The sequence below is a fragment of the Enterobacter sp. EC_64 genome (assembly GCF_019584165.1).
GTDB lineage: Bacteria > Pseudomonadota > Gammaproteobacteria > Enterobacterales > Enterobacteriaceae > Enterobacter > Enterobacter roggenkampii.
The window spans coordinates 32,528-57,098 of the sequence record NZ_VDAS01000017.1 but is presented as its reverse complement, the minus strand read 5'-3'; the positions used below and the strand labels follow the sequence as shown (position 1 = coordinate 57,098).

Here is a 24,571-nt window from a genome sequence, read left to right as displayed (position 1 = left end):
GTTATCGTAACGTTTAAAAAAGTAACAATTCTAGAAATTGGCGCTGACGCCGAGGGTGTATAAAAACTCCTCACCGGTGGTGGTATGCTCCCCCTGAGCCAGCGAGGCATAGGCCGCCATGTGCGTATTAAAGGGAATATCTGTTCCCACGGTAACATCCATCCAGCTGCCGTTTTGGGCAGGAGCTGGCGTTTGTGGCATACCAAACTGCGATTTCCACTGGTTTTCACCAAACTGTTGGTTATAGCTGATCTGCGCCCAGGGCCGGAGATCGCCGTACTGGGTGTTAACGCGCCACCCCAGCGTGCTGACGCTGGCATGCCAGAGCGGGTCCGTAACTGACTGTGTCGACGCGCTATCACCAAACTCGTTGATCATCATGGGAGCCGTGCCGTCGTACCGCCACGCCACCACCGGGCCGGTGGTAATTCGCGCTGAAACGGGAAAATTCCAGCCTACGCTCATCGTCCCCTCTGTCGTGCTGCCAGACGGTATATTCAGAGCAAGACCCGGCGCATTTTGCGAAGACTGAATACGCTCCGCGAGAATATCCTCATAGCGCGGTTGGTGATCCGCGTCCCATGTATAGCGTTCCGCCGTATTATTTTGGGCGTCTGAAACGATATATTCCTGTTGCCAGGCAGACGCTGTATTACAAAAAAACAGGCAGGCTGAAATCCCCACCAGGCCAGACACAGCATGGCGACCACTGATTTTTTTTATCATCTTCAACGCGACCCCAGAGAGAGCCGAATTCGGCGATATTTGTCGTTATTCAGGAAGAGCTTAGAGAGCATATGGCCCTGTATTAACTATTGTCTTTATAGTAAACACGTCAAGCCAGTCAGAACGAAATTTTTGCGAAATCAGTATCAATAAGGGAGATGACGGATGGAACGTTGCGGTTGGGTAAGCCAGGATCAGCTTTATATCGACTATCACGATCGGGAATGGGGCGTGCCGGAAAGGGATGGCAAAAAGCTCTTTGAGATGATCTGCCTGGAGGGCCAGCAGGCGGGATTATCATGGATTACGGTACTGAAAAAACGCGAAAATTACCGCAGCGCTTTCCACCAGTTCGACCCCGTCGCCGTCGCCGCGATGACCGATGAGGACGTCGAGCGACTGGTGCAGGATGCCGGCATCATCCGCCATCGCGGCAAGATCCGGGCCATCATCGGTAACGCACGCGCTTATCTGGCGATGGAACAAAACGGCGAATCATTTTCAGATTTTGTCTGGACGTTTGTGAATAACGATCCGCAAGTCACGGAGGCGACCACGCTCGCGGAAATTCCGGCCGCCACTCCGGCCTCGGATGCGCTCTCGAAGGCCCTGAAAAAACGCGGCTTTAAGTTTGTCGGCTCCACCATCTGCTACGCCTTTATGCAGGCCTGTGGCCTGGTCAACGACCACGTTACCGGCTGCTTCTGTCATCCGGGAGGCCATCATGATCCGCAAATGGCAAAATGAAAATACCGCGCCGCTGCTGAGCCTGTGGCTGGAAAGTACCACGGAAGCGCATCCGTTCATCGCGCCGAATTACTGGAAAGAGAATGAGGCCATGGTGCGGGACGTTTATCTGCCGTCCGCTGAAACCTGGGTCTGGGAGCAGGACGGCGAACCTTGCGGATTTATCAGCGTGATGCAGTCTCAGTTTGTCGGCGCCCTGTTTGTGGCGCCGTCATGCATCGGGAAAGGCATCGGGCGCGCGCTGCTGAACCATGTTCAACAGCGCTTCCCGCACTTAACCCTGGAGGTGTATCAGAAAAATGTCCGGGCGGTGAATTTCTACCATGCTCAGGGCTTTCGCATTGAAGACAGCGCCTGGCAGGATGACACCCAACACCCGACGTGGATCATGAGCTGGCAGGCGGATCAAACGCCGTTAAGGTAAGCTCGGGACCCGTATATTTCTCGACCCAGGCCAGCGCCGTGTTCCCTGCGCAACCATTCCCCAGCTTCGAGCTGGGGAGATCTTTGGTCAGCACGTTAACCGCCCCGTTTTTACAGATACCGCCTTCGGCGAGCTCAAGGTCAGGCCATGCGCCCTGATGAATGCAGATCACGCCCGGCTTAATCCCGTCGCTCACCACCGCCCCTGCCAGCACTTGTCCACGCGCGTTCCAGACGCGCACCACGTCGCCGTCCGCAATCCCGCGCGCTTGCGCATCAAGGGTATTCAGCGTGATGGGCTCTCGCCCGGCGACCGCATACTGCTCGCGCAGGGAGGTATAGTTAAGCTGGCTGTGCAGACGGTGCGCGGGATGGGCAGATAATACCTGCAGCTGATCCGGCCGGGCGTTGCCGTGCCATTCGTCCGGCTCAAGCCACGTAGGATGCGGCGGGCAGTCAGCATAGCCAAAGCTGGCGATGCGCTCGCTGTAGATCACGATCTTGCCGCTCTCGGTTTTCAGCGGGTGGTTCTCCGGATCGCGGCGGAAATCGGCAAAACGAACAAACTTCGCGTTCTGTTCGCTCTCCGGCATTTCGACGATCTGGTTCGCCTCCCAGAACTCAGTAAATGGCGGGAGCGTCACGCCCTGCGCCGCGCCGCGCTGTCCGGCAATCTGGTAGAAGGCTTCCAGCCATTCGAGATCGGTTTTTCCTTCGGTAAAACGCGCGCGACCGCCCGCTTCCCACCGCTCGCTCAGTTCAGCAAACACGTCGAAATCATCACGCGCCTCATCGCGCGGGGCCACCACGCGCTTCATCGGGACCATATGCTGGTTGCTGTAGTCGCCGGTCATGGTGAGATCGTTACGCTCAAACGAGGTGGTCGCCGGGAGCACGATATCAGCGTGTTTCGCCGAGGCGGTCCAGAAGCACTCTGAAATCACCACCAGCTCCGGCTTCTGCCAGGCGCGGATCAGGCGGTTGGTATCCTGATGGTGCGTGAAGTTCGACCCGCCCGCCCACCAGACAAATTTAATATCCGGGAAGTGGCGGTCGAGACCATTGTGCTGATAAAAACCGCCCGGATTTTCCAGGGCTTCAACAATACGCGCCACCGGGATTTTATCCACGGCGTCCACGCCCCCCTGCACCGAACCTTGCAGAGACGCCAGCACCGCCGCTTTACGCGTGGGGTTACCGCCGTTGGCAAAGTGATAGGAGAGACCAAAACCGCCGCCCGGCGTACCGATCTGCCCCAGCATCGCGGCGAGGGTCACCAGCATCCAGTGTTTTTGCTCGCCAAACTGCTGGCGCTGCATCCCCCAGCCGGACATCAACATCGTGGTGTTTTTATGGAATAACGCCGCCAGTTCGCGGAGTTTATCCGCAGAAACACCGCAAATGTCAGCCGCCCACTCTGCCGTTTTGGCCACGCCATCCGTTTTACCCGTCAGATAGTCGGCGAATTTATCGAAGCCGGTGGTACAGCGCGTCAGGAATTCGACATCGTGCCAGCCGTTTTCCACCAGGGTATGGGCGATACCCAGCATCATTGCCACGTCGGTGCCCATATGTGGGGCAATCCACTCGGCGCTGTCGCCGAAGAAATCCAGGGTTTCAGAGCGCATCGGGTCAATGCAGATGATGCGCTTGCCGCTTTTGCGCAGCGCGTCGAAATAGCCAATGCCCTGCTCGTCGCTGGCATTCCAGGCAATTTTCAGCGTGTTAAGAGGGTTAGCGCTCCACAGCACCACCACGTCGGTATGTTCCAGCACCAGCGGCCAGCTGGTCTGCTGCTGGTACACCTCGTTCCCGCCCACGACATACGGCATGATCGCCTGCGCTGCACCGGTGGAGTAATCCCCCAGATGACCGGTATAGCCGCCCGCCAGGCTCATATAGCGCTGCAGCAGCGTCGACGCCTTGTGCAGCACCCCGTTAGAGCGCCAGCCGTAGGACCCGGCGAAAATGGACGACGGACCGTAACTGTCGCGAATGCGCTTGTGCTGGGTGTGGATCAGCGCCAGCGCGTCATCCCAGCTCACGCGAACAAACTCATCCTGACCGCGAATGCCCTGCGGCTTGTCAGGTGAGGCGAGAAAACCTTTACGCACCATCGGCCAGCGCACGCGTGTTTTGCTGTGCACCTGATCGCGAACGACGGTCTGTAAAGAGTTGGGATGTTGTGTTGGCAATGCTCCGCGAGACGACAGAACATTTTCGCCATCGGTTTCGACCAGCATTGGCCCCCAGTGGGCGGCGGTCAGAATGGTTTTCGTTGAGGTGCTCAAGCGTGCGCTCCTGGTTGCGTGCAGGTTTTACGGCCTTCTTGCTGAGACCGTTTATGGTTTGTCACAAATTTCAGAGTTATACCCGGAATTTTCTCCGTATCTGGACGTCATAATCAACTGCCACGTTCGCCGTGGCAAAGAATAAAAAGGATTAAGGAAAGAAGATGAAAAAACGCGTACTCGTTATTGCCGCTCTGGTGAGCGGTGCACTGGCTGTTTCTGGCTGCACAACCAACCCTTACACCGGTGAGCGCGAAGCGGGTAAATCCGGCATTGGCGCGGGTATCGGCTCGCTGGTCGGCGCAGGCGTTGGGGCGCTCTCCTCCTCCAAGAAAGACCGCGGCAAAGGCGCGCTGATTGGCGCAGCGGCGGGCGCGGCCCTGGGCGGCGGCGTCGGTTATTACATGGACGTGCAGGAAGCAAAACTGCGCGACAAAATGAAGGGAACCGGCGTGAGCGTGACGCGCAGCGGCGATAACATCATCCTGAACATGCCGAACAACGTCACCTTCGACAGCAGCAGCGCAACGCTGAAACCCGCGGGTGCGAACACCCTTACCGGCGTGGCGATGGTGCTGAAAGAGTACAACAAGACCGCCGTGAACGTGATTGGCTACACCGACAGCACCGGCAGCCAGGATCTGAACATGCGTCTGTCCCAGCAGCGCGCCGATTCCGTGGCCAGCTCGCTGATTACCCAGGGCGTTGAAGCAAACCGCATCCGCACCAGCGGCATGGGCCCTGCCAACCCTATCGCCAGCAACAGCACGGCGGAAGGCAAAGCGCAGAACCGCCGCGTAGAGATTACGTTAAGCCCAATTCAGTAGGTAATAGCAAAACGGCAACCCCGTTGCCGTTTTTAGTGTTTGCGCCCTCTCCCGTGGGAGATGGTTGGGGTGAGGGCATCAGGCCGCAACCTCCGGTAAGCGCAGCGCCACCGGGCAAATTACTTGATTCGTCCGATTTTCCCGCTAAGGTATTCTCACTAAATTCAGGGAAATCAGCGATGAGCAAACCAGCCCGGGCCACCATCAGCGACGTGGCGAAAGCCGCCAAAACCGGCAAAACCAGCATTTCGCGCTACCTTAACGGCGAGAAACACCTGCTATCCGATGCGTTGCTGGCGCGTATTGAACAGGCTATTGCCGATCTCGACTACCGTCCCAGCCTCATGGCGCGCGGGCTCAAACGCGGCCGCACCCGCCTTATCGGGCTGATCATCGCCGATATCACCAACCCCTACTCCGTGAACGTGCTCAGCGGTATCGAAGCCGCCTGTCGCGAGAAGGGTTTCACGCCGCTGGTCTGTAATACCAACAACGAAGTCGACCAGGAGCTGCATTATCTGGACCTGCTGCGCAGCTATCAGGTGGAAGGGATTGTGGTCAACGCGGTAGGCATGCGTGAAGAAGGCTTAAATCGCCTGCAGCAATCCTCCCTGCCCATGGTCCTCATCGACCGTAAAATCCCGGAGTTTGCCTGCGACGTGGTCGGGCTGGATAACACCCAGGCCGCCACGACCGCCACCGAACATCTGATTGAACAGGGCTTCGAGGCCATTCTGTTTCTGAGTGAACCGCTGGGGATGGTCAACACCCGACGTGAACGCCTGAGCGCATTTCGCGCCACGCTGGAGCGTTATCCCGGCGTGATCGCCGAAAATGCCGAAACGCCGCTTCACGAAGCCGGGCAGCTCGACAATACCCTGCGTCAGTTCCATACGCGCCATCGTGGGATGCGCAAAGCGGTTATCTCCGCCAACGGGGCGCTGACGCTGCAGGTTGCCCGCTCGCTCAAGCGCATTGGCCTGCACTGGGGCAGCGACATCGGTCTGCTGGGGTTTGATGAACTGGAGTGGGCGGAGCTGGCTGGCGTCGGCATTACTACCCTCAAACAGCCCACCTGGCAGATTGGCTATGCTGCTGTTGAACAAGTCGTTCGTCGTATTGAAGGCACCAGCGATGCCGTTCGCGAGCAGGTCTTCTCCGGCGAGCTGATCGTTCGTGGCTCCACCGCGCGTTAAATTTCCCTTGTGATAGCGATCATAAATTCAACATCCTGACCTTTTCTTTGGAACCGGTTCCATCTAGCGTAATAGTATTGATATGTTGCGATGGAGTCCGAAGATGGGCAGGAAAATTATGGTGGTCACCGCCGCGTACGGTGCGGAACAGGTGCGACAGGCGGGTGGTCAACGGGCAATGCTTCCCGTTATTGCAGGCGCGGGGGCAGACGGCGTGGAGATCCGCCGGGAACTGTTCAACAGCGAAGAGCTGCTGGCGCTGCCCGCGCTGGGCGAATCCATTGAGCTGCTGGGCCTGCTGGCGTGCTACTCCGCACCCGCCGCCCTGTTTATGCCCGACGGCACCCTCAACCCGGACCTGCCCCGCTATCTTTCTGAAGGCAACACCCTGAACGCACTTTGGCTGAAGGTTTCCCTGGGCCATTTCCGCGACGCGCAACCTCTGGACGCCCTGCGTACGCTGCTGAATACCAGCGGCATGGCGCTGGTCGTGGAGAACGATCAGACCGACTGCGGACAGCTCGCGCCCATGCAGCGCTTCCAGGCCGCCTGTCGGGAAATGGCGCTCCCCGTCACGCTGACCTTCGATATGGGGAACTGGCTGTGGGTGGGCGACTCCCCTGAAGAGGCCGCGCGTCACCTGGCCCCTGCGGTGAGCTATATCCACGTGAAAGCCGCCGTGCCGCATAAAGATAACTTCCGCGCCGTCGCACCGGACCGCGCCGATGCGCGCTGGCTGGATCTGCTCGGCCAGCTGCCTGCCGATGCCCCGCGCGGTATCGAATTCCCGCTGGAAGGGGCGGATTTAACCGCCGTTACCCGCCATTACGTCAACCTGCTGCGCGAGGAGTAAACCATGCACAAGACGCTGGATGTCATCACGATCGGCGAGGCCATGGCCATGTTTGTCGCCACCGAAACGGGCGAGCTGAGTGCGGTGGAGCACTTTATCAAACGCGTCGCAGGCGCTGAACTCAACGTCGCGACCGGCCTGGCGCGTCTCGGCCTGAACGTGGGCTGGGTCAGCCGCGTGGGGGATGACAGCTTTGGCCATTTCGTTCTCGATTCGCTGAAAAAAGAGGGGATTGATGCTGCAGGGGTCACCCTCGACGGACGCTTCCCTACCGGCTTTCAGCTTAAATCCAAGGTCGAAAATGGAACCGATCCCATCGTGGAGTATTTCCGCAAAGGCTCGGCTGCAAGCCACCTTTCTGTCGCGGATTACCACGCCGATTACTTTGCCTCCGCACGTCATCTGCACCTGAGCGGCGTAGCCGCGGCACTCTCTGCCAGCTCGTATGAGCTGCTGGATCATGCCGCGACCACCATGAAAGCTCAGGGGAAAACCCTATCGTTCGACCCCAACCTGCGTCCGGTGCTGTGGAAAAGCGAAGCGGAAATGGTGGAGAAACTGAACCGTCTGGCGTTCCGGGCGGACTGGGTTCTGCCAGGCCTGAAAGAAGGGATGATTCTGACCGGCGAAAGCACGCCGGAAGGCATCGCCGACTTCTACCTGAATAAAGGGGTAAAAGCGGTGGTGCTGAAGACCGGTGCCGATGGCGCGTGGTTTAAAACGGCCAACGGCGAGCAGGGCGCGGTCGCGGCAGTGAAGGTCGAGAACGTCGTCGACACCGTCGGCGCAGGTGACGGCTTTGCCGTGGGCGTGATTAGCGCCCTGCTGGAAGGTAAAACGCTGCCGCAGGCCGTCGCGCGAGGCAACAAGATTGGCTCGCTGGCCATTCAGGTGCAGGGCGACAGCGAAGGATTACCAACGCGAGCACAGCTCGGCGTTTAAATTCCCTCTCCCTGTGGGAGAGGGCCAGGGTGAGGCAGCAAGCCGCACCAGATAATTAAGCCACCGTGTACCCTACAGACAACGGCGGTAACAACCTCAACAACAGAGGCAAGCCTATGAACAGTTCGACCAATGCAGTAAAACGCTGGTGGTACATCATGCCAATCGTGTTTATCACGTACAGCCTGGCGTACCTTGACCGTGCCAACTTCAGCTTCGCGTCCGCCGCAGGGATCACCGAGGACCTCGGGATCACCAAAGGGATCTCCTCCCTGCTGGGTGCCCTTTTCTTCCTGGGCTACTTCTTCTTCCAGATCCCCGGCGCGATCTATGCGGAACGCCGCAGCGTGCGTAAGCTGATCTTCATCTGTCTGATCCTGTGGGGCGCCTGCGCGTCGCTGACCGGCATGGTGAACAATATTCCTGCCCTGGCCGCCATTCGCTTTATCCTCGGCGTCGTTGAGGCGGCGGTTATGCCCGCGATGCTGATCTACATCAGCAACTGGTTTACCAAATCTGAGCGCTCGCGCGCGAATACCTTCCTGATCCTCGGTAACCCGGTCACGGTACTGTGGATGTCGGTGGTGTCCGGCTACCTGATCCAGTCCTTCGGCTGGCGCGAGATGTTTATCATTGAAGGGGTACCGGCAATTATCTGGGCCTTCTGCTGGTGGGTACTGGTGAAAGATAAACCAGCCCAGGCGAAATGGCTTTCCGAAGACGAAAAAGCGGCGCTGCAGGCGCAGCTGGACAAAGAACAGCAAGGCCTGAAGGCGGTGCGTAACTATGGTGAAGCCTTCCGCTCGCGTAACGTGATCCTGCTCTGCGCGCAGTACTTTACCTGGAGCATTGGCGTGTACGGCTTTGTGCTGTGGCTGCCGTCCATTATCCGCAGCGGCGGTGAAAACCTCGGCATGGTCGAAGTAGGCTGGCTGTCATCCGTACCGTATCTGGCGGCAACCATCGCGATGATCGTCGTTTCCTGGGCGTCGGACAAGCTGCAGAACCGCAAGCTGTTTGTCTGGCCGCTGCTGCTGATTGCTGCCTTCGCCTTTATTGGCTCCTGGGCCGTGGGCGCAAACCACTTCTGGGTCTCTTATACGCTGCTGGTGGTTGCCGGTGCGGCCATGTACGCCCCTTACGGACCGTTCTTTGCCATCATCCCCGAGATGCTGCCGCGTAACGTGGCGGGGGGTGCGATGGCGCTGATTAACAGTATGGGTGCGCTGGGTTCGTTCTGCGGCTCCTGGTTCGTCGGTTACCTGAACGGTGCCACCGGCAGCCCATCCGCATCGTACATCTTTATGGGGGTGGCGCTTTTCGCCTCGGTATGGCTTACTCTGATTGTTAAGCCTGCTAATAATCAACAACACCCTGTCGGCGCTCGCCACGCCTGAATCCTTAAAAAATCAACGGAGATTAGCATGAAGCCGTCCGTCATTTTGTATAAAACCCTGCCGGAAGATCTGCAGAAACGCCTTGAAGAGCACTTCACCGTCACGCAGGTGAAGAACCTGCGCCCGGAAACCGTGGCACAGCACGCCGACGCATTCGCCAGCGCCGAAGGCCTGCTGGGTTCAAGCGAAAAAGTGGATGTCGCCCTGCTGGAGAAAATGCCGAAGCTGCGTGCTACCTCAACCGTTTCCGTGGGTTACGACAACTTCGACGTGGATGCGCTTAACGCCCGCAAGATCCTGCTGATGCATACGCCGCATGCCCTGACGGAAACCGTGGCCGATACGCTGATGGCGCTCATGCTCACCACGGCCCGTCGCGTGGTGGAAGTGGCTGAGCGCGTCAAAGCGGGCGAATGGACAAAAAGCATTGGTCCGGACTGGTTCGGCGTGGATGTTCACGGCAAAACGCTGGGCATTGTCGGTATGGGGCGTATCGGGCTGGCGCTGGCGCAGCGCGCCCATTTTGGTTTTAACATGCCGATTCTGTATAACGCGCGTCGCCATCACAGGGAAGCCGAAGAACGCTTCAACGCCCGTTACTGCGAGCTGGATGCCCTGCTGCAGGAAGCCGATTTTGTCTGCCTGGTGCTGCCGCTGACGGATGAAACCCGTCATCTGATCGGTAAAGAGGCGTTTGAAAAAATGAAGGCATCTGCCATTTTCATCAACGCGGGTCGTGGCCCGGTGGTGGATGAGAAGGCGCTGATTGAGGCTCTGAAAAACGGTGAGATCCATGCAGCAGGTCTGGACGTGTTTGAGCAGGAGCCGCTGCCGGTGGACTCCCCGCTGCTGACAATGCCTAACGTGGTTGCCCTGCCCCACATCGGCTCAGCCACCCATGAGACGCGCTACAACATGGCGGCCACCGCGGTCGATAACCTTATTGCCGCCCTTAGCGGAAAGGTGGAGAGAAACTGCGTGAACCCGCAGGTGCAACGGTAGAAACGAAAAAACCCGCCAGAAGGCGGGTTTTTAAATTCTTTGCTACTGGGTTGGAAGCTTACAGGCTTACAACGTTACCAGCTGCTGGGCCTTTAGCGCCGCTTTCGATGGTGAAGGACACTTTCTGACCTTCGTCCAGAGATTTGTAGCCATCGTTCTGGATAGCAGAGAAGTGTACGAACACGTCTTTAGAGCCATCGTCAGGAGTGATGAAGCCGAAACCTTTATCAGCGTTGAACCATTTTACCAGACCAGTCATTTTAGCAGACATAGAAATTACCTTATTAACAAATATATTGTGCCTTCCGGCTTGATGGATTGCGTTACAGATTTTTAAGCGATGAAGGAAGGGTCACTACGAAGGGTATCTATGGATAACAATCTGGACTGCTTTACTAAACTGCTTTAGGTCTGTGTAACAAACCGACGGGAATAGTTATACCGATGTGGTAGAGGAATGACAAGCGTTATTTTCGCAACGCATAAAAAAACCCCGCCAGAAGCGGGGTTTTTTCGGTTTATTCTGTGGCAGCGACTGCGGCACTCCAGGCCTGGCTGAAGGCCTGATGCTGGGAGGCCAGCGGCCCAATCAGCGTATTGTACTGGCTTGCCTGCTGGGAGGTCGGGAACTGAATACCGTTGGCAACAAAGCTTACCTGCGTATTCTGCTGGGCAATAAAGTCACCCACCTGGACCAGCTGCTGCGTGAAGATTTGCGCGGCCGGAATCAACGGCTGCAGTGCTTCTGACGGTTTGGTCACCACTTTCTCATACACTTTGTCGAAGACCGGTTTGAGATCGTCGCCCTGCTTCAGCGCAGAACGTGACGCGTCAGCCTGCATTTTCGCATTCTGCAGCTGCTGGCTCAGCACGCCAAGCGCACCGTTGGACTGGCGCAGCGGTTCACGCTGCGTCATATAATCCTGTGGAACGCGGATGGCGTTCACGCTATCCACTACCGGGCGGATACCGGAATCCATCGCCTGGCTCACCTGCTGTGAATAACCATAAAGAATGGCGTAATCGGACACAAAGGGGCCAAACTGTTTTTTCTGATCCGCAGTCAGCGTTGGCAACCGCTCGCCGCTGCGCATCACTGTATTCTGCAGAAAATCGATAAACGCTTTGCGCTGATCGCCTTCTTTATCAAAACACCCACTCAGGCTAACAACCATCAACAACGCCGCAATAGGCGCAAACCAGCGAGAGCAGGACTTTCCTGTCGCCATTTTATTACTCCTTTCACCCAAAAAAGCGCACACCGGCACACGCGTGCCCGACGCTGACAAGGATAGTCCAGGTCAGCCTTGCAAGATACTCTTTTCATGCAAAACGGCTATTGCCGATTTATTTCTTACCATTTACAAAAAAATACCTGGCGAAGCCGACATATGACTAATCAGGGAATTAGCATAACTCTCCATATTGCTGAATCGGATACAGCGATCGTTACCGCACGATTAATCACACCCGTGACGATCCTGGGTTGGTATTAGGGACTATTCTTAACTGGCTCTCTGATGTTCTTGATCACGATGTGAGATTTAAGAGGAGTCCTCAATGGAATATAAAGATCCTGAGTTTGAGCTGCTGAGCAGCCTGGAACAGATCATTTTTAAAGATGTACCGCAGACGATTACCCTGCAACAAAAATCCAATCCCTTTACAGAATATGAGCAATTGCGCAAAGGGACAGGACTGAAAACCGAAGAATTCGCCAGAGCGATGGGTGTCAGCGTGGCTATGGTGCAGGAGTGGGAGTCAAAACGTGAGAAACCCACCCCAACCGAGTTACGGCTGATGCGCCTGATTCAGGCCAACCCTGCACTCAGCAAGCAGATCGCGTAGTGAAGATTGAATGCCCCCGCCTTTGCGGGGGCTTGTGTTTTACAGGCTATCACAACGCCACCCCGCCTCTTCCCACACCAGCTCATGCGTTAACGTTAAGCCGCTTAAAAACGCCTCATCGTGTGATACCACCAGCAGTGCCCCAGGGAAACCGGCCAGCGCCGCTTCAATGGCCTGGACTGAAGCCAGATCCAGATGGTTGGTCGGTTCATCCAGCAGCAGAAGCTGCGTGGCTTCCGCGCGCCACAGCACGCAGGCCAGGGCAGCCTTAAGACGCTCACCGCCGCTGAGCGCCGCCAATGGGAGCATCACTTTGTCAGCCCCCAGTTGAAGCTGCGCTAAACGGGTTCGCAATACCCCCTCTTCCAGAGGGGTATGACTCAAATTGAGATGCGTCATGACCGACTGCGAGAGATCGAGACGGGAGAGATGCTGGTCGAGATAAGCGCAGCTGACGGACACTTTACAGCTACCCGAACGGGGGGCAACCTCGCCGAGGAGGGTTTTTAACAGCGTCGACTTCCCGCAGCCGTTCGGTCCCTTTAACGCCACGCGCATCGGTCCGTCCATACGCCAGTTGAGCGGAGGAACAGGCACATGCTGCAGCACCAGATCCTCCAGCACCAGCACCTGCTTCACCTCCGGGATCTGACTCCCCGGTAAAGTGAACATCACCGGATTATCGTCTTCAACGCGTTCACGCGCCTTGTTAACCGCGGCGTTCAGCGCTTCGTTTTGCTCGCTGTGCTGTTTTTTCCAGGTGCCGATACGTTCCTTTGCCGCGCCTTTATATTTGACCCGCTCGAACGATGCGATATTCAGGGTATCGACGGTGCGTAACGTCTTTGCCGACCGCCGCTGGCTGTCATCATGCTCTTTTTGCATGCGCGCGCGGGTGCGTTTGCGCTCGGTTGCCGCATGTTCCAGCGCCGCGCGGGCAGCCTGCTGTTCGGCATCGCGCTGGGCTTGATAATCCGCATAATTTCCGCCGTAGCTGCGCAGACCCGAGGCGCTCAGCTCAAGAATACGCGGCACCTGCTCCAGAAGTTCGCGGTCATGCGAGGCCACCAGCACGCCGCCCTGATACCGACTCAACTGGTCGTAGAACCACGCCCGGCCTTGTCGATCCAGATGGTTAGTCGGTTCGTCCAGCAGAAGAAAGTCCGCGCCCGCCGTAAACGCCCCGCACAGCAGGGCGCGGATGCGCTCGCCGCCGCTGAGTTCTATGGCGGGCTTATCAGGCTCAAACGGTGGGAGCGTCGCATTGATAAACGCTTCGCTCAGACGTTCGGCTATATCCCAGTAACCGTCGAGCAACGCCAGATCGTCGGGCTGGTAATCGCCGCTGTCGATGCGCTTACGCGCCGCAAAAATCGCGTCATATCCGAGAAGTTCAGCCAGCGTCGTCTGCGAAGAAATGACGTGCTGCTGCGCCACATAGAAATGCGAGCCAAAGCGTTCGATATGACCGGTAGCCGGTTCGTCCAGCCCCGCCAGCAGACGCAGCAGACGCGTTTTTCCGCTGCCGTTGCGGCCAACCAGCGCGCAGAGGGAGGGTTCCAGCGTGAGATTCAGCGGACCAAAAAGGGTATCGCCCGTCGGAAACTGACAGGTGACCTGATGCAAAATAAAAGAAGGGGACTGCGCAAAATGAGCCATAAGCACTCCTGAATGAAATCAAAACATCCCCTGCCGACGCGATGGCGTTTAGCAAGGATCGAAATTCATCAGTCGTGTTTGTTCATTTTTGGGGGGCACTCCAGCGCGAGAAAGTTAACGGGGATAAGGATAGCGGGAATGGATTGACCATTTCAAGGTTAAATTTTCAGCAACACACTATAAAAAAACCCGCCGAAGCGGGTTTTTAGCATTTGTCACAACGGGCGCATTACTGCAACAGCGAAATATCCGCCACGCGCAGGAACAGCTCACGCAGTTTCTCGAGCATAGAGAGACGGTTAATACGCAGCTCTTTATCTTCTACGTTTACCATCACTTTCTCGAAGAAGGCGTCGATGACGTCACGCAGCTCGGCCAGCTCCACCAGCGCTTCCTGGTAGCGACCTTCCGCGAAGACCGGCTCGAGCTTGTCGCGCAGCACCACAACCTGCATCGCCAGGGCGATCTCTTCCGGCTCTTTCAGCGTCGCGGCGTTTACGCGCTCGTTCAGCGTCTCGTCGGACTTCGCCAGGATGTTGGAGACACGCTTGTTGGCCGCCGCCAGAGCAGATGCCGCTTCCAGCGTACGGAAGTGGGAAACCGCCTTCATACGCGCATCGAAATCAGCCGGACGGGTCGGACGACGCGCCAGCACCGCCTGAATGGTGTCGACGGTGTAACCTTCATCCTGATACCAGGCGCGGAAACGACCGAGCATAAAGTCGATCACGTCATCCACCACGTTGGCGTTGGTCAGCTTGTCGCCGTACAGACGCACCGCTTCTTCGGTCAGGGTCTGCAGATCCAGGTTCAGGTTCTTCTCAACGATGATACGCAGCACGCCGAGCGCAGCACGACGCAGCGCAAACGGGTCTTTGTCGCCTTTCGGATGCTGACCGATACCGAAGATACCCGCCAGGGTGTCCATCTTATCGGCAATTGCGACAGCACAAGCTACCGGGTTGGACGGCAGTTCGTCACCCGCAAAGCGAGGCTGATACTGCTCGTTCAGGGCAACCGCCACGTCTTCCGCTTCGCCATCGTGACGCGCGTAGTGCATGCCCATCACGCCCTGGGTGTCGGTAAACTCGAACACCATGTTGGTCATCAGGTCACACTTGGAGAGCAGGCCCGCACGCGTCGCGTGGTTAACGTCGGCACCGATTTCACGAGCGATCCAGCCGGACAGCTCCGCAATACGGTCGGTCTTGTCGCGCAGCGTACCCAGCTGCTGCTGGAACAGTACGGTCTGCAGGCGTGGAAGATGATCTTCCAGACGCTTTTTACGGTCGGTGTTGAAGAAGAACTCGGCATCCGCCAGACGTGGGCGCACGACCTTCTCGTTACCGGAGATAATCTGGCTCGGATCTTTCGATTCGATGTTCGCCACGAAAATGAAGTTTGGCAGCAGCTTGCCGTCGTTGGCATAGACCGGGAAGTACTTCTGGTCACCCTTCATGGTGTACACCAGCGCTTCAGCCGGAACGGCCAGGAATTTCTCTTCGAACTTCGCGGTCAGCACAACCGGCCATTCCACCAGCGAGGTCACTTCTTCCAGCAGGCTGTCGCTCAGATCGGCTTTACCGCCAATCTTACGCGCCGCGTCTTCCGCGTCCGCTTTGATTTTGGCTTTACGCTGTTCATAGTCAGCAATGACCTTGCCGCGCTCCAGCAGGATTTGCGGATACTGGTCGGCATTGTCGATGGTGAACTCAGGCTCGCCCATAAAGCGGTGGCCGCGAATCACGCGATCGGACGCCACGCCCAAAATGGTCGCCGGAATAACGGTGTCGCCCAGCAGCAGGGTCACGGTGTGAACCGGACGCACGAAGTGCACGTCGGACGCGCCCCAGCGCATCAGCTTAGGAATGGGCAGCTTCGCCAGAGACGTGGCAATCATGTCCGGCAGCAGCGCTTCCGCGCTTTCGCCTTTCACATGGGCACGATACAGCAGCCATTCACCTTTATCGGTGGTCAGACGCTCGGCCTGATCGACGGTGATGCCGCAGCCACGCGCCCAGCCTTCCGCCGCTTTGCTCGGCTTGCCTTCCGCGTCAAACGCCTGGGCAATCGCCGGGCCACGTTTTTCGACTTCGCGATCCGGCTGAGACGCCGCCAGGTTTGCCACTTTCAGCGCCAGACGACGCGGAGCAGCAAACCACTCAATTTTACCGTGCGCCAGGCCAGCGTTATCCAGCTCGGCAGTCACGTTCGCAGCAAAAGATTCAGCCAGGCTGCGCAGGGCTTTTGGTGGCAGCTCTTCGGTGCCAATTTCCACCAGGAAAGTTTTCTCAGACATGGCCGCCTCTTATTTATTTCGGTTGCACATCGGGAAGCCAAGGGCTTCACGGGACGCATAGTAAGCTTCTGCAACGGCTTTGGTCAGGGTACGAATACGCAGAATGTAGCGCTGACGTTCAGTCACGGAGATCGCTTTGCGGGCGTCCAGCAGGTTGAAGCTGTGGGCGGCCTTCAGAATACGCTCGTAGGCAGGCAGCGGCAGCGGAGTCTCCAGCGCCAGCAGCTGCTGCGCTTCTTTCTCATACTGCTCGAAGCAGGTGAACAGGAAGTCCACGTCCGCGTATTCGAAGTTATAGGTGGATTGTTCCACTTCGTTCTGATGGAACACGTCGCCGTAGGTGGTTTTACCCAGCGGGCCGTCGCTCCAGACCAGGTCGTAAACGCTGTCTACGCCCTGAATGTACATCGCCAGACGTTCCAGACCGTAGGTGATCTCACCGGTGATCGGCTTACATTCCAGACCGCCAACCTGCTGGAAGTAAGTGAACTGGGTCACTTCCATGCCGTTCAGCCACACTTCCCAACCCAGACCCCAGGCACCCAGCGTTGGGTTTTCCCAGTTATCTTCCACGAAACGGATATCGTGGATGGTCGGATCCATACCCAGCTCTTTCAGCGACCCGAGGTACAGTTCCTGAATGTTGTCGGGTGATGGCTTAATCACCACCTGGAACTGATAGTAATGCTGCAGACGGTTCGGGTTCTCACCGTAACGACCATCGGTCGGACGACGGGAAGGCTGCACATACGCGGTCGCCATTGGCTCTGGCCCCAACGCGCGCAGGCTGGTCATCGGGTGTGAAGTGCCGGCGCCGACTTCCATGTCCAAAGGTTGAACAATGGTACAGCCCTGACGAGCCCAGTAATCCTGTAAGGTCAGGATCAGGCCCTGGAAGGTCTTGGTATCAAACTTTTGCATAGTATTTCGTGCTGGATACGTGTGGTTTTAAATGGAAGGGACCAGTATACCCGCTGGCTGCAAGATATACAGTACGAAACGGGGTTGTTTAGGGAAAATTGGGAAATAAGCATTCACGCCAGGGCGCTGACGGCGTCTGGCTGTTGATTATGCGAGCAGGCTAGCGCATGGAGAGGTGTAAAAACTGGCCGTCCGCATCAAACGAGCAGACAAAGCCTTCTTTACGCGCCGTATAGCCCTTGAGCTCATAGCTGCCCTGAAAGCGCTCAAACCCGGTGACGTTGATTTTCTGCACGTCCGAGTTATAGCGGCGTGCGGCCTGGTCCTTGCAGAGTGACTCCATATTCAGTGAACGTTCCGGGCTCATTTTGCCCTGCTGGGCTTTTTGCACTGGTGATTCTTGTGGCGCACTGCATCCTGCCAGCATGAAAAGCAGAATGAGTGATGCCACACGCTTCATCATCATTTTTATTACCGTCCTGGTCAGTGGCTGTTATTTTTAGTATCAACACGTTTATAGATTATGGTCAGCCATTCTGCGAATCTCGCGGTCTCCCGGCAAGCCTGCGAATAAAACTCAGAATTTTCCAAACGAAGACTTTTGGACAATGGGAGTCACATTCACTTTACAGGGAATACGAGGAACTGATGCCGTCAAAAATTAACTGGATTGATAACCTGCGAGGAATAGCGTGTCTGATGGTGGTCATGATCCACACGACGACCTGGTACGTCACGAACGCCCACAGCATCAGCCCCGTTAACTGGGATATCGCCAATATTCTCAACTCTGCGTCGCGCGTCAGCGTGCCGCTGTTCTTCATGATTTCCGGCTTTCTCTTTTTTGGTGAACGCAGCGCGCAGCCGCGACACTTCATCCGCATCGCGGCCTGCCTGGGGTTCTACAGCGCCGTTGCCCTGCTCTATATCACCCTGTTCACCTCCATTAACGCCGGGTTATCCCTCAAATATTTGCTGCAAAAGCCGGTGTTCTACCACCTGTGGTTCTTCTTCGCCATTATCGTGATCTATCTGGTCTCTCCGCTCATTCAGGTGAAAAACGTTAGCGGGAAAATGCTTCTGGCCCTGATGGTGGTGATTGGCATTGTCGCCAACCCGAATACGGTCTCGCAGAAAATCGACGGATTTGAGTGGCTGCCGGTGAACCTCTATATCAACGGCGATACCTTCTATTACGTGCTTTACGGCATGCTGGGGCGCGCCATCGGGATGATGGACACGCAAAAACGCGGTCTGAACTGGCTCTGCGGGGCACTGTTTATCGCCGGCGTGGCGGTGATTTCACGCGGGACGCTGCATGAGCTGCAGTGGCGCGGTAATTTTGCCGATACCTGGTATCTGTACTGCGGCCCGATGGTCTTTATCTGTGCCGTATCGCTGCTCACGCTCGTTAAAAACACCCTGAATGCGCGTCCCCTTCCCGTACTGAGCGTCATTTCACGACACTCTCTCGGGATTTACGGTTTTCACGCGCTGGTGATCCACGCGCTTCGGACAAGAGGGGTTGAACTAAAAACCTGGCCGGTGCTGGATATCATCTGGATTTTTGCCGCGACCCTGGCGATCAGCCTGCTGCTGTCGATGCTGCTGCAAAAAATAGACGTTCGCCGCTTCGTCAGCTAACGCTTCGCTGCCGGGCGCGATGGTACTGGCGCGGGGAGGAAAACCCTGCCGCCAGGGAAGCCTGCTCCACGCCGCGCCCCTGCAATAGCCACTGTTCCGCCACCGCCAGACGCAGCTGCTCCAGATAATCGCGGACGCTAATCCCTAAATGTGTCTGGAAAAGCCGGGTGAGATGGCGCGGGCTGACGTGCACCAGCGCGGCGATATCAGGCAAGTTCCACGCTTTTTGCGGCTCGGCGGTGAGCGCATCCTGCGCCCGATGAATCGCCGGATGAAGATGATTGCGGTAGCGTAGCCACGGGGAGAGCTGGGGATCGTCACCAGAACGGCGGAACCAGACCACCATCTCGCGCGCCACATTCAGCGCCTTTTCGGGGCCGCACAGGCGGTTAATCATATGCAGCGCCAGGTCGATGCCCGACGTGATCCCCGCGCTGGTCCAGATGTTCTCGTCCTGCACAAAGATGCGGTTTTCTTTAATCGTCGCCGTAGGGGCCGCGGTGCGTAAACGGCTGATAACCTCATGGTGAGTTGTGCACTGTTTGTTATTCAGCAGGCCCGATTTCGCCGCCAGCAGCGCGCCAGAACAGACGCACATCACCGTGATATCCCGGCGCTGAATAATCGGCTGCAGGCGCATCAGCCAGTGCTGTATCCGTAACGCCTGCGGCGTCGAAAACTGAGAGCGGGAGTCGCTCACTCCGGGCAATACCAGCAGGCTCCCCTCTGGAAGACGTTCCGGCAGCGGCTGAATGCCGCTCATCGTCAGGCCTATCGACGTCGGCACGTCAGGTTGCGGGCCAATGTAATGCAGACGAAACGCGTCGCCAGCCAGCACAAAGGTTTCTGCCGGGCCCGTCATATCTAATGACAGCACCCCGGGCAACATCACGAACCAGACGTCGATGGGCATTACAGTGACTCCAGCGTCTCCGCTACCGTTTTAATGTCGGCAAAACGCCCGGACAGTACCGTTTCGGTACGGTGGCGAATGTCCGCTGCGCTAAGGGTAATGCCCCTGTACGTCATGGGGAACGTCAGCGTTGCCTCGCTCACAAAGGTCACAGCATAACCCAGATCGGATGCCACCCGGGCGGTGGTTTCACAGCATTGCTCCGTGCGAATGCCGCAGATAATCACACTATTGATATCACGCTCGCGCAGCCAGCGATCGAGCCCGGTATCCGTGAAGGCATTATGGACGTGTTTCTGGAAAACCACATCCGGCTGATGACGCAAAAAGGCCATCGGTTTGACATAGCCGCTTTCCAGCGTAAATGGGCCGTCTTCATCCACATGAAAAATATCAACGACCGGAATACCGCGCGCCTGGCAGCCTTCAATCAGCCCCAGCATCGCCTGCTGAAAAGCGGGAATGTCATCCTCCTGCCAGTAATTGCGGTGATGGAAGGACTGCTGAGTATCAATGTTGATGAGTGCAATGCGTGACATGATGGTTCTCCTCGCCAGTGGGTGTGACACCATACTGGCAAGGAAAGGAAGGCACGCACAGACCAAAAAAGGACATCCTCGTGCCTCTCCCGGACAAGCGAATTTACGTCATCAGCGGCAGCAGCTGCTGGTAGATTTTGCGGAACACGTCGCGCCTTTCCGCGTACCGCGCATGGCGCGCCGCGTCAGGCAAATGCGCCTGTTCAAGCGTAAGCTGCGGCAGCAGTTGTGAAAGCGGTTTTTCCGGGTTCATAGCAATCTGCGCCAGACGCGCGGCGCCGAGCGCGGGGCCAACATCGCCACCGGTGCGGAAATCCAGCTGCAAGCCGCTGATGTCCGACAGCATTTGTCGCCAGTAAGGGCTTCGCGCACCGCCGCCAATCAGGGTGACGCTTGCGGGTTTCAGGCCGCAGTCGTGAACCACGTCCATTCCGTCAGCCAGCGCATATCCGACGCCTTCGAGAACCGCACGCGCCAGTTCTGCCGGACCATGCTGATGGGTTAAGCCAAAGAACACCCCTTTCGCTTCAGGGTTGTTGTGTGGCGTACGCTCGCCGGACAGATACGGTAAAAACCAGACGGTACCGGCATTTTCATCCGCCTGCTGTGCTGCGGCAATCAACGCAGGAACATCGGCCATCCCGGTCAGCTTCGCCGCCCAGTCCAGGCACGACGCTGCACTCAGCATCACCGACATCAAATGCCATTTTCCAGGCAGCGCATGACAGAAACTGTGCACCGCGCTTTCGGGATTGCTGCGATAGCCGTCGCTGACGGCAAAATAGACGCCAGAGGTTCCCAGCGACAGCATCGCTTGACCTGCCTCAACCATGCCGACGCCCACGGCCCCTGCGGCATTGTCACCGCCCCCGGCAACCACCGGCACGGCAGACATATTCCAGCGTTCCGCAACGTCCGGCAGCAACATGCCTGTTACCTCGCTACCTTCGAACAGGGCGGGCATGTGTTCACGGGTCAAATGGCAGGCATCCAGCATCGCCTCGCTCCAGTCGCGTTTCGCCACGTCGAGCCACATCGTGCCGGCGGCATCAGACATGTCGGAGGCAAAATCGCCCGTCATGCGAAAGCGCAGATAGTCTTTCGGCAGCAGGACTTTCGCCACCTGCCGGAAAATCTCCGGCTCGTGGCGCTGTACCCACAGAAGCTTAGGCGCAGTAAAGCCGGGCATCATCAGGTTGCCAGTGATCGCGCGGGAAGTGGGTACGCGTTCCTCAAGAAGCGCACACTCTTCTGCACAGCGGCCATCGTTCCAGAGAATGGCGGGTCGCAACACGCGATGCTCGCTGTCCAGCAAGGTTGCACCGTGCATTTGCCCGGCAATCCCCAGCGCTTTCACGTCACGCAGAGAATGCTGTTCACCTAACGCCTTGATTGCACGATCCGTTGCCTGCCACCACTGCTCCGGGTCCTGTTCCGACCACAGCGGATGCGGACGTGAAACCTGCAGCTTTTCAGTCTGCGTTGCTAACACGTCGCCCTGCTCGCTTAACAGGATGGCTTTCACACCCGATGTGCCCAGATCGATCCCGATATACATATAGTGGATTCCTTAAGTGAAAATGCCCGGTGGCGCTGCGCTTACCGGGCCTACAAGCTGGATGCCGTTATTTATCGAACAGGTAGTGGTTGACCAGATTTTCCAGCAGCTCCTGGTGCCCGCTCTGGTGCTGCGGCGCCAGCTGATGGTGTTCAGCGTACTTCGCGATCTCCGCAAGCGATAACTGACCTTTCAAAATTTGCTGGCCCAGCTCACTGTTCCAGCCGCTGTAGCGCTTCGCCACGCGATTATCGAGCTCGCCGTCTTCAATCATACGTGCCGCCACCTTCAGCGCCAGCGCCATGGTGTCCATCGCGCCAATGTGGCCGTAGAACAGATCGTATTTGTCGGTGCTCTGGCGACGCACCTTGGCGTCAAAGTTCAGGCCGCCGGTAGTGAAGCCGCCCGCTTTGACGATCTCATACATCACCAGCGCATTCTCTTCAACGCTGTTCGGGAACTGATCGGTGTCCCAGCCCAGCTGCGGGTCGCCACGGTTCGCATCGACAGAGCCGAAGATGCCCAGCGCAATCGCCGACGCGATCTCGTGGTGGAAAGAGTGGCCCGCCAGCGTGGCGTGGTTGGCTTCAATGTTCACTTTGATCTCTTTTTCCAGACCGAACTGCTTCAGGAAGCCATACACCGTCGCCACGTCGTAGTCATACTGGTGCTTCGTCGGCTCCTGCGGCTTCGGCTCAATCAACAGCGTGCCGCGGAAGCCGATTTTGTGCTTGTGGTCGACAACCATCTGCATAAAGCGGCCAATCTGCTCGCGCTCCTGACGCAGGTCGGTGTTGAGCAGGGTTTCATAGCCTTCACGGCCTCCCCACAGGACATAGTTTTCGCCGCCCAGCTGATGCGTGGCATTCATTGCCGTCACCACCTGCGTGGCCGCCCAGCTAAACACTTCCGGATCCGGGTTGGTTGCCGCACCTGCGCCATAGCGTGGGTTAGTGAAGCAGTTTGCCGTGCCCCACAGCAGCTTCACGCCGCTTTGCTGCTGTTTTGCCGCCAGCACATCCACCATCTGCGCAAAGTTGTTCAGATACTCTTTCAGCGATGCGCCTTCCGGCGACACGTCGACGTCATGGAAGCAGTAGTACGGCACGTTCAGCTTGTGGAAGAACTCAAACGCCACATCGGCTTTGCGCTTTGCCAGCTCGATGGCCTCACCCGGCTGCTGCCACGGGCGGTCAAAGGAGCCCACGCCGAACATATCGGCGCCGTTCCAGCAGAAGGTATGCCAGTAACAGGCGGCAAAGCGCAGATGATCTTCCATGCGCTTACCCAGCACCAGCTCATCCGGGTTGTAGTGACGAAATGCTAAAGGATTGGTCGTTTTCGGGCCTTCGTAACGAACACGATCGAGTTGGTCGAAATAAGCTTGCATATTGAGCTCCATAATCAGGGTATGCGGCGAGTCGTTGATACAGGAGTAATAGTGAATAGACATTTTGGGTTGCTCAATTACGTTATTTCACACTGCTATTGAGAGAATGCACAACTGTGCGCTGGCTCGCAAAATAATGCGCAGGCAAACTATTTTTCGGCGCGGATTCCAGAATCAAATGTAATTAAGACGTTACGTATTTTAAAATCCGATCGCGGTCATAAATTCAGAAATAAACCAAATATCATAATGAGAAGATAAAAATCTGTAATTGCCAGCCTGCCTTTCCGCGTTAAAAATTTGCTGCGTCCCAGCAGTGAATGTTTCTTTTATCTCAGCAACACATACCCCTACAAAAAGGCCTAATAATTATGAAGATAAAGAACCTGACCCTAACGCTCTGCACTACGCTCCTCCTTGCAAGCTTTGCAGGGCATGCCAAGGAGGTCAAAATTGGCATGGCGATTGACGACCTGCGTCTGGAGCGCTGGCAAAAAGATCGCGATATTTTTGTGAAAAAAGCGGAATCACTCGGTGCAAACGTGTTTGTTCAGTCAGCTAACGGCAACGAAGAAACGCAAATGTCGCAGATCGAGAATATGATTAACCGCGGCGTCGATGTGCTGGTCATTATCCCCTATAACGGCCAGGTATTAAGTAACGTAGTGAAAGAAGCCAAACAAGAAGGCATAAAAGTGCTGGCCTATGATCGCATGATTAATAATGCGGACATTGATTATTATATTTCGTTCGACAATGAAAAAGTCGGCGAATTACAGGCACAAAGCCTGATCGACAAAGTGCCTCAGGGCAATTATTTCCTGATGGGCGGTTCGCCGGTAGATAACAACGCCAAGCTGTTCCGCGAAGGGCAAATGAAGGTCCTTAAGCCGTACATCGACAACGGGAAAATAAAAGTGGTTGGCGATCAGTGGGCCGACGGATGGTTACCCGAAAACGCCCTGAAGATTATGGAAAACGCGCTGACGGCCAACAACAACAAAATTGACGCGGTTGTGGCCTCCAACGATGCCACCGCAGGCGGTGCGATTCAGGCCCTGAGCGCCCAGGGGCTGGCGGGTAAAGTCGCCATTTCAGGGCAAGATGCCGATCTGGCTGGCGTAAAACGTATTATCGCCGGCACCCAAACCATGACGGTCTACAAACCGATTACCGAGTTGGCCAATACGGCGGCGGAAATCGCCGTGGAACTGGGCAACGGTAAGCAACCAAAAGCAGACGCCACGCTGAATAACGGGCTGAAAGACGTTCCGGCTCGCCTGCTCACCCCTATTGAAGTCAATAAAGAGAACATTGACGCCACCGTCATTAAAGACGGTTTCCACAAGAAGAGCGAACTGTAATCCGGCGCGGCCCCTGCTCTGCGGGGGCGCAT

General features: G+C 56.9%; 23 protein-coding genes. 11 read left to right on the top strand and 12 right to left on the bottom strand.

Annotation, left to right across the window (positions count from 1 at the left end):
- Window positions 1-30 precede the first annotated feature (30 nt).
- Window positions 31-726, bottom strand: coding sequence for an autotransporter domain-containing protein (locus tag FHC52_RS14910; RefSeq protein WP_087449764.1), 696 nt, complete (start codon window positions 724-726; stop codon window positions 31-33).
- A gap of 165 nt (window positions 727-891) precedes the next feature.
- Here FHC52_RS14910 and tag point away from each other — a divergent pair, with 165 nt between their 5' ends.
- Both tag and FHC52_RS14900 read left to right on the top strand, forming a co-directional pair.
- On the top strand, window positions 892-1,473 hold the full coding sequence (gene tag / locus FHC52_RS14905; protein ID WP_126288139.1) for a DNA-3-methyladenine glycosylase I: 582 nt from the start codon (window positions 892-894) through the stop codon (window positions 1,471-1,473).
- Complete coding sequence (locus tag FHC52_RS14900) at window positions 1,451-1,897, top strand: N-acetyltransferase (protein ID WP_008502764.1); 447 nt, start codon at window positions 1,451-1,453, stop codon at window positions 1,895-1,897. Before tag ends, FHC52_RS14900 begins: the two co-directional genes overlap by 23 nt.
- Here the strand turns inward: FHC52_RS14900 and FHC52_RS14895 are convergent.
- Window positions 1,860-4,139 (bottom strand): molybdopterin guanine dinucleotide-containing S/N-oxide reductase, encoded by a 2,280-nt coding sequence (locus tag FHC52_RS14895; RefSeq protein WP_241658722.1) that lies wholly within the window; start codon window positions 4,137-4,139, stop codon window positions 1,860-1,862. The two genes, FHC52_RS14900 and FHC52_RS14895, sit on opposite strands and share 38 nt — an antisense overlap.
- A 212-nt stretch (window positions 4,140-4,351) precedes the next feature.
- On the opposite strand from FHC52_RS14895, the gene FHC52_RS14890 reads away from it, so the two are divergent.
- The 6 genes from FHC52_RS14890 to ghrB all read left to right on the top strand — a co-directional run bounded on the left by FHC52_RS14890 (window position 4,352) and on the right by ghrB (window position 10,404).
- Complete coding sequence (locus tag FHC52_RS14890) at window positions 4,352-5,014, top strand: OmpA family lipoprotein (protein ID WP_008502762.1); 663 nt, start codon at window positions 4,352-4,354, stop codon at window positions 5,012-5,014.
- A gap of 179 nt (window positions 5,015-5,193) precedes the next feature.
- Window positions 5,194-6,210, top strand: coding sequence for a LacI family DNA-binding transcriptional regulator (locus FHC52_RS14885; protein WP_008502761.1), 1,017 nt, complete (start codon window positions 5,194-5,196; stop codon window positions 6,208-6,210).
- 103 nt (window positions 6,211-6,313) lie between these two features.
- Window positions 6,314-7,063, top strand: coding sequence for a sugar phosphate isomerase/epimerase (locus FHC52_RS14880; RefSeq protein WP_045414909.1), 750 nt, complete (start codon window positions 6,314-6,316; stop codon window positions 7,061-7,063).
- A gap of 3 nt (window positions 7,064-7,066) precedes the next feature.
- Window positions 7,067-8,005, top strand: coding sequence for a sugar kinase (locus tag FHC52_RS14875; protein ID WP_023294842.1), 939 nt, complete (start codon window positions 7,067-7,069; stop codon window positions 8,003-8,005).
- A gap of 116 nt (window positions 8,006-8,121) precedes the next feature.
- Window positions 8,122-9,402 (top strand): MFS transporter, encoded by a 1,281-nt coding sequence (locus tag FHC52_RS14870; RefSeq protein ID WP_063435967.1) that lies wholly within the window; start codon window positions 8,122-8,124, stop codon window positions 9,400-9,402.
- Window positions 9,403-9,429: 27 nt separating this feature from the next.
- Window positions 9,430-10,404, top strand: coding sequence for a glyoxylate/hydroxypyruvate reductase GhrB (gene ghrB / locus FHC52_RS14865; RefSeq protein ID WP_126288145.1), 975 nt, complete (start codon window positions 9,430-9,432; stop codon window positions 10,402-10,404).
- Window positions 10,405-10,462: 58 nt separating this feature from the next.
- Here the strand turns inward: ghrB and cspA are convergent, their stop codons facing one another.
- Window positions 10,463-10,675 carry an RNA chaperone/antiterminator CspA gene (gene cspA / locus FHC52_RS14860; protein ID WP_003860775.1) on the bottom strand — a complete coding sequence of 71 codons (213 nt, stop codon included), beginning with the start codon at window positions 10,673-10,675 and terminating at the stop codon, window positions 10,463-10,465.
- Window positions 10,676-10,922: 247 nt separating this feature from the next.
- Window positions 10,923-11,633: a DUF3053 domain-containing protein gene (locus tag FHC52_RS14855; protein WP_008502756.1), complete on the bottom strand. Its 711-nt coding sequence runs from the start codon at window positions 11,631-11,633 to the stop codon at window positions 10,923-10,925.
- Between the two features lie 331 nt (window positions 11,634-11,964).
- On the opposite strand from FHC52_RS14855, the gene FHC52_RS14850 reads away from it, so the two are divergent.
- Complete coding sequence (locus FHC52_RS14850) at window positions 11,965-12,252, top strand: HTH-type transcriptional regulator (protein WP_008502755.1); 288 nt, start codon at window positions 11,965-11,967, stop codon at window positions 12,250-12,252.
- 39 nt (window positions 12,253-12,291) lie between these two features.
- Here the strand turns inward: FHC52_RS14850 and FHC52_RS14845 are convergent, their stop codons facing one another.
- The 4 genes from FHC52_RS14845 to FHC52_RS14830 all read right to left on the bottom strand — a co-directional run bounded on the left by FHC52_RS14845 (window position 12,292) and on the right by FHC52_RS14830 (window position 17,597).
- Complete coding sequence (locus tag FHC52_RS14845) at window positions 12,292-13,911, bottom strand: ABC-F family ATP-binding cassette domain-containing protein (protein WP_126288146.1); 1,620 nt, start codon at window positions 13,909-13,911, stop codon at window positions 12,292-12,294.
- Between the two features lie 229 nt (window positions 13,912-14,140).
- A complete protein-coding gene (gene glyS / locus FHC52_RS14840) occupies window positions 14,141-16,210 on the bottom strand; it encodes a glycine--tRNA ligase subunit beta (protein ID WP_008502753.1) in 2,070 nt (689 codons plus the stop codon).
- Between the two features lie 9 nt (window positions 16,211-16,219).
- Window positions 16,220-17,131, bottom strand: a complete 912-nt coding sequence (gene glyQ, locus FHC52_RS14835) for a glycine--tRNA ligase subunit alpha (RefSeq protein ID WP_003860141.1) — start codon at window positions 17,129-17,131, stop codon at window positions 16,220-16,222.
- 160 nt (window positions 17,132-17,291) lie between these two features.
- Window positions 17,292-17,597: a YsaB family lipoprotein gene (locus FHC52_RS14830; RefSeq protein WP_008502752.1), complete on the bottom strand. Its 306-nt coding sequence runs from the start codon at window positions 17,595-17,597 to the stop codon at window positions 17,292-17,294.
- Between the two features lie 182 nt (window positions 17,598-17,779).
- On the opposite strand from FHC52_RS14830, the gene FHC52_RS14825 reads away from it, so the two are divergent.
- Window positions 17,780-18,775, top strand: a complete 996-nt coding sequence (locus FHC52_RS14825; RefSeq protein ID WP_008502751.1) for an acyltransferase — start codon at window positions 17,780-17,782, stop codon at window positions 18,773-18,775.
- Here FHC52_RS14825 and FHC52_RS14820 read toward each other — a convergent pair.
- The 4 genes from FHC52_RS14820 to xylA form a co-directional block, all read right to left on the bottom strand.
- The gene (locus tag FHC52_RS14820; protein WP_126288148.1) at window positions 18,768-19,688 is read right to left on the bottom strand and encodes a GlxA family transcriptional regulator; all 921 of its coding nucleotides are present in this window, start codon (window positions 19,686-19,688) and stop codon (window positions 18,768-18,770) included. The genes FHC52_RS14825 and FHC52_RS14820 overlap by 8 nt on opposite strands.
- Window positions 19,688-20,227: an isochorismatase family protein gene (locus FHC52_RS14815; protein ID WP_023326455.1), complete on the bottom strand. Its 540-nt coding sequence runs from the start codon at window positions 20,225-20,227 to the stop codon at window positions 19,688-19,690. Before FHC52_RS14815 ends, FHC52_RS14820 begins: the two co-directional genes overlap by 1 nt.
- 103 nt (window positions 20,228-20,330) lie before the next feature.
- Entirely contained in the window at window positions 20,331-21,785 is a 1,455-nt protein-coding gene (gene xylB, locus FHC52_RS14810; protein ID WP_126288150.1) for a xylulokinase, read from the bottom strand.
- 67 nt (window positions 21,786-21,852) lie between these two features.
- A complete protein-coding gene (xylA, locus tag FHC52_RS14805; protein WP_126288255.1) occupies window positions 21,853-23,175 on the bottom strand; it encodes a xylose isomerase in 1,323 nt (440 codons plus the stop codon).
- Window positions 23,176-23,546: 371 nt separating this feature from the next.
- On the opposite strand from xylA, the gene xylF reads away from it, so the two are divergent.
- Complete coding sequence (xylF, locus tag FHC52_RS14800) at window positions 23,547-24,539, top strand: D-xylose ABC transporter substrate-binding protein (RefSeq protein WP_008502746.1); 993 nt, start codon at window positions 23,547-23,549, stop codon at window positions 24,537-24,539.
- Window positions 24,540-24,571 lie beyond the last annotated feature (32 nt).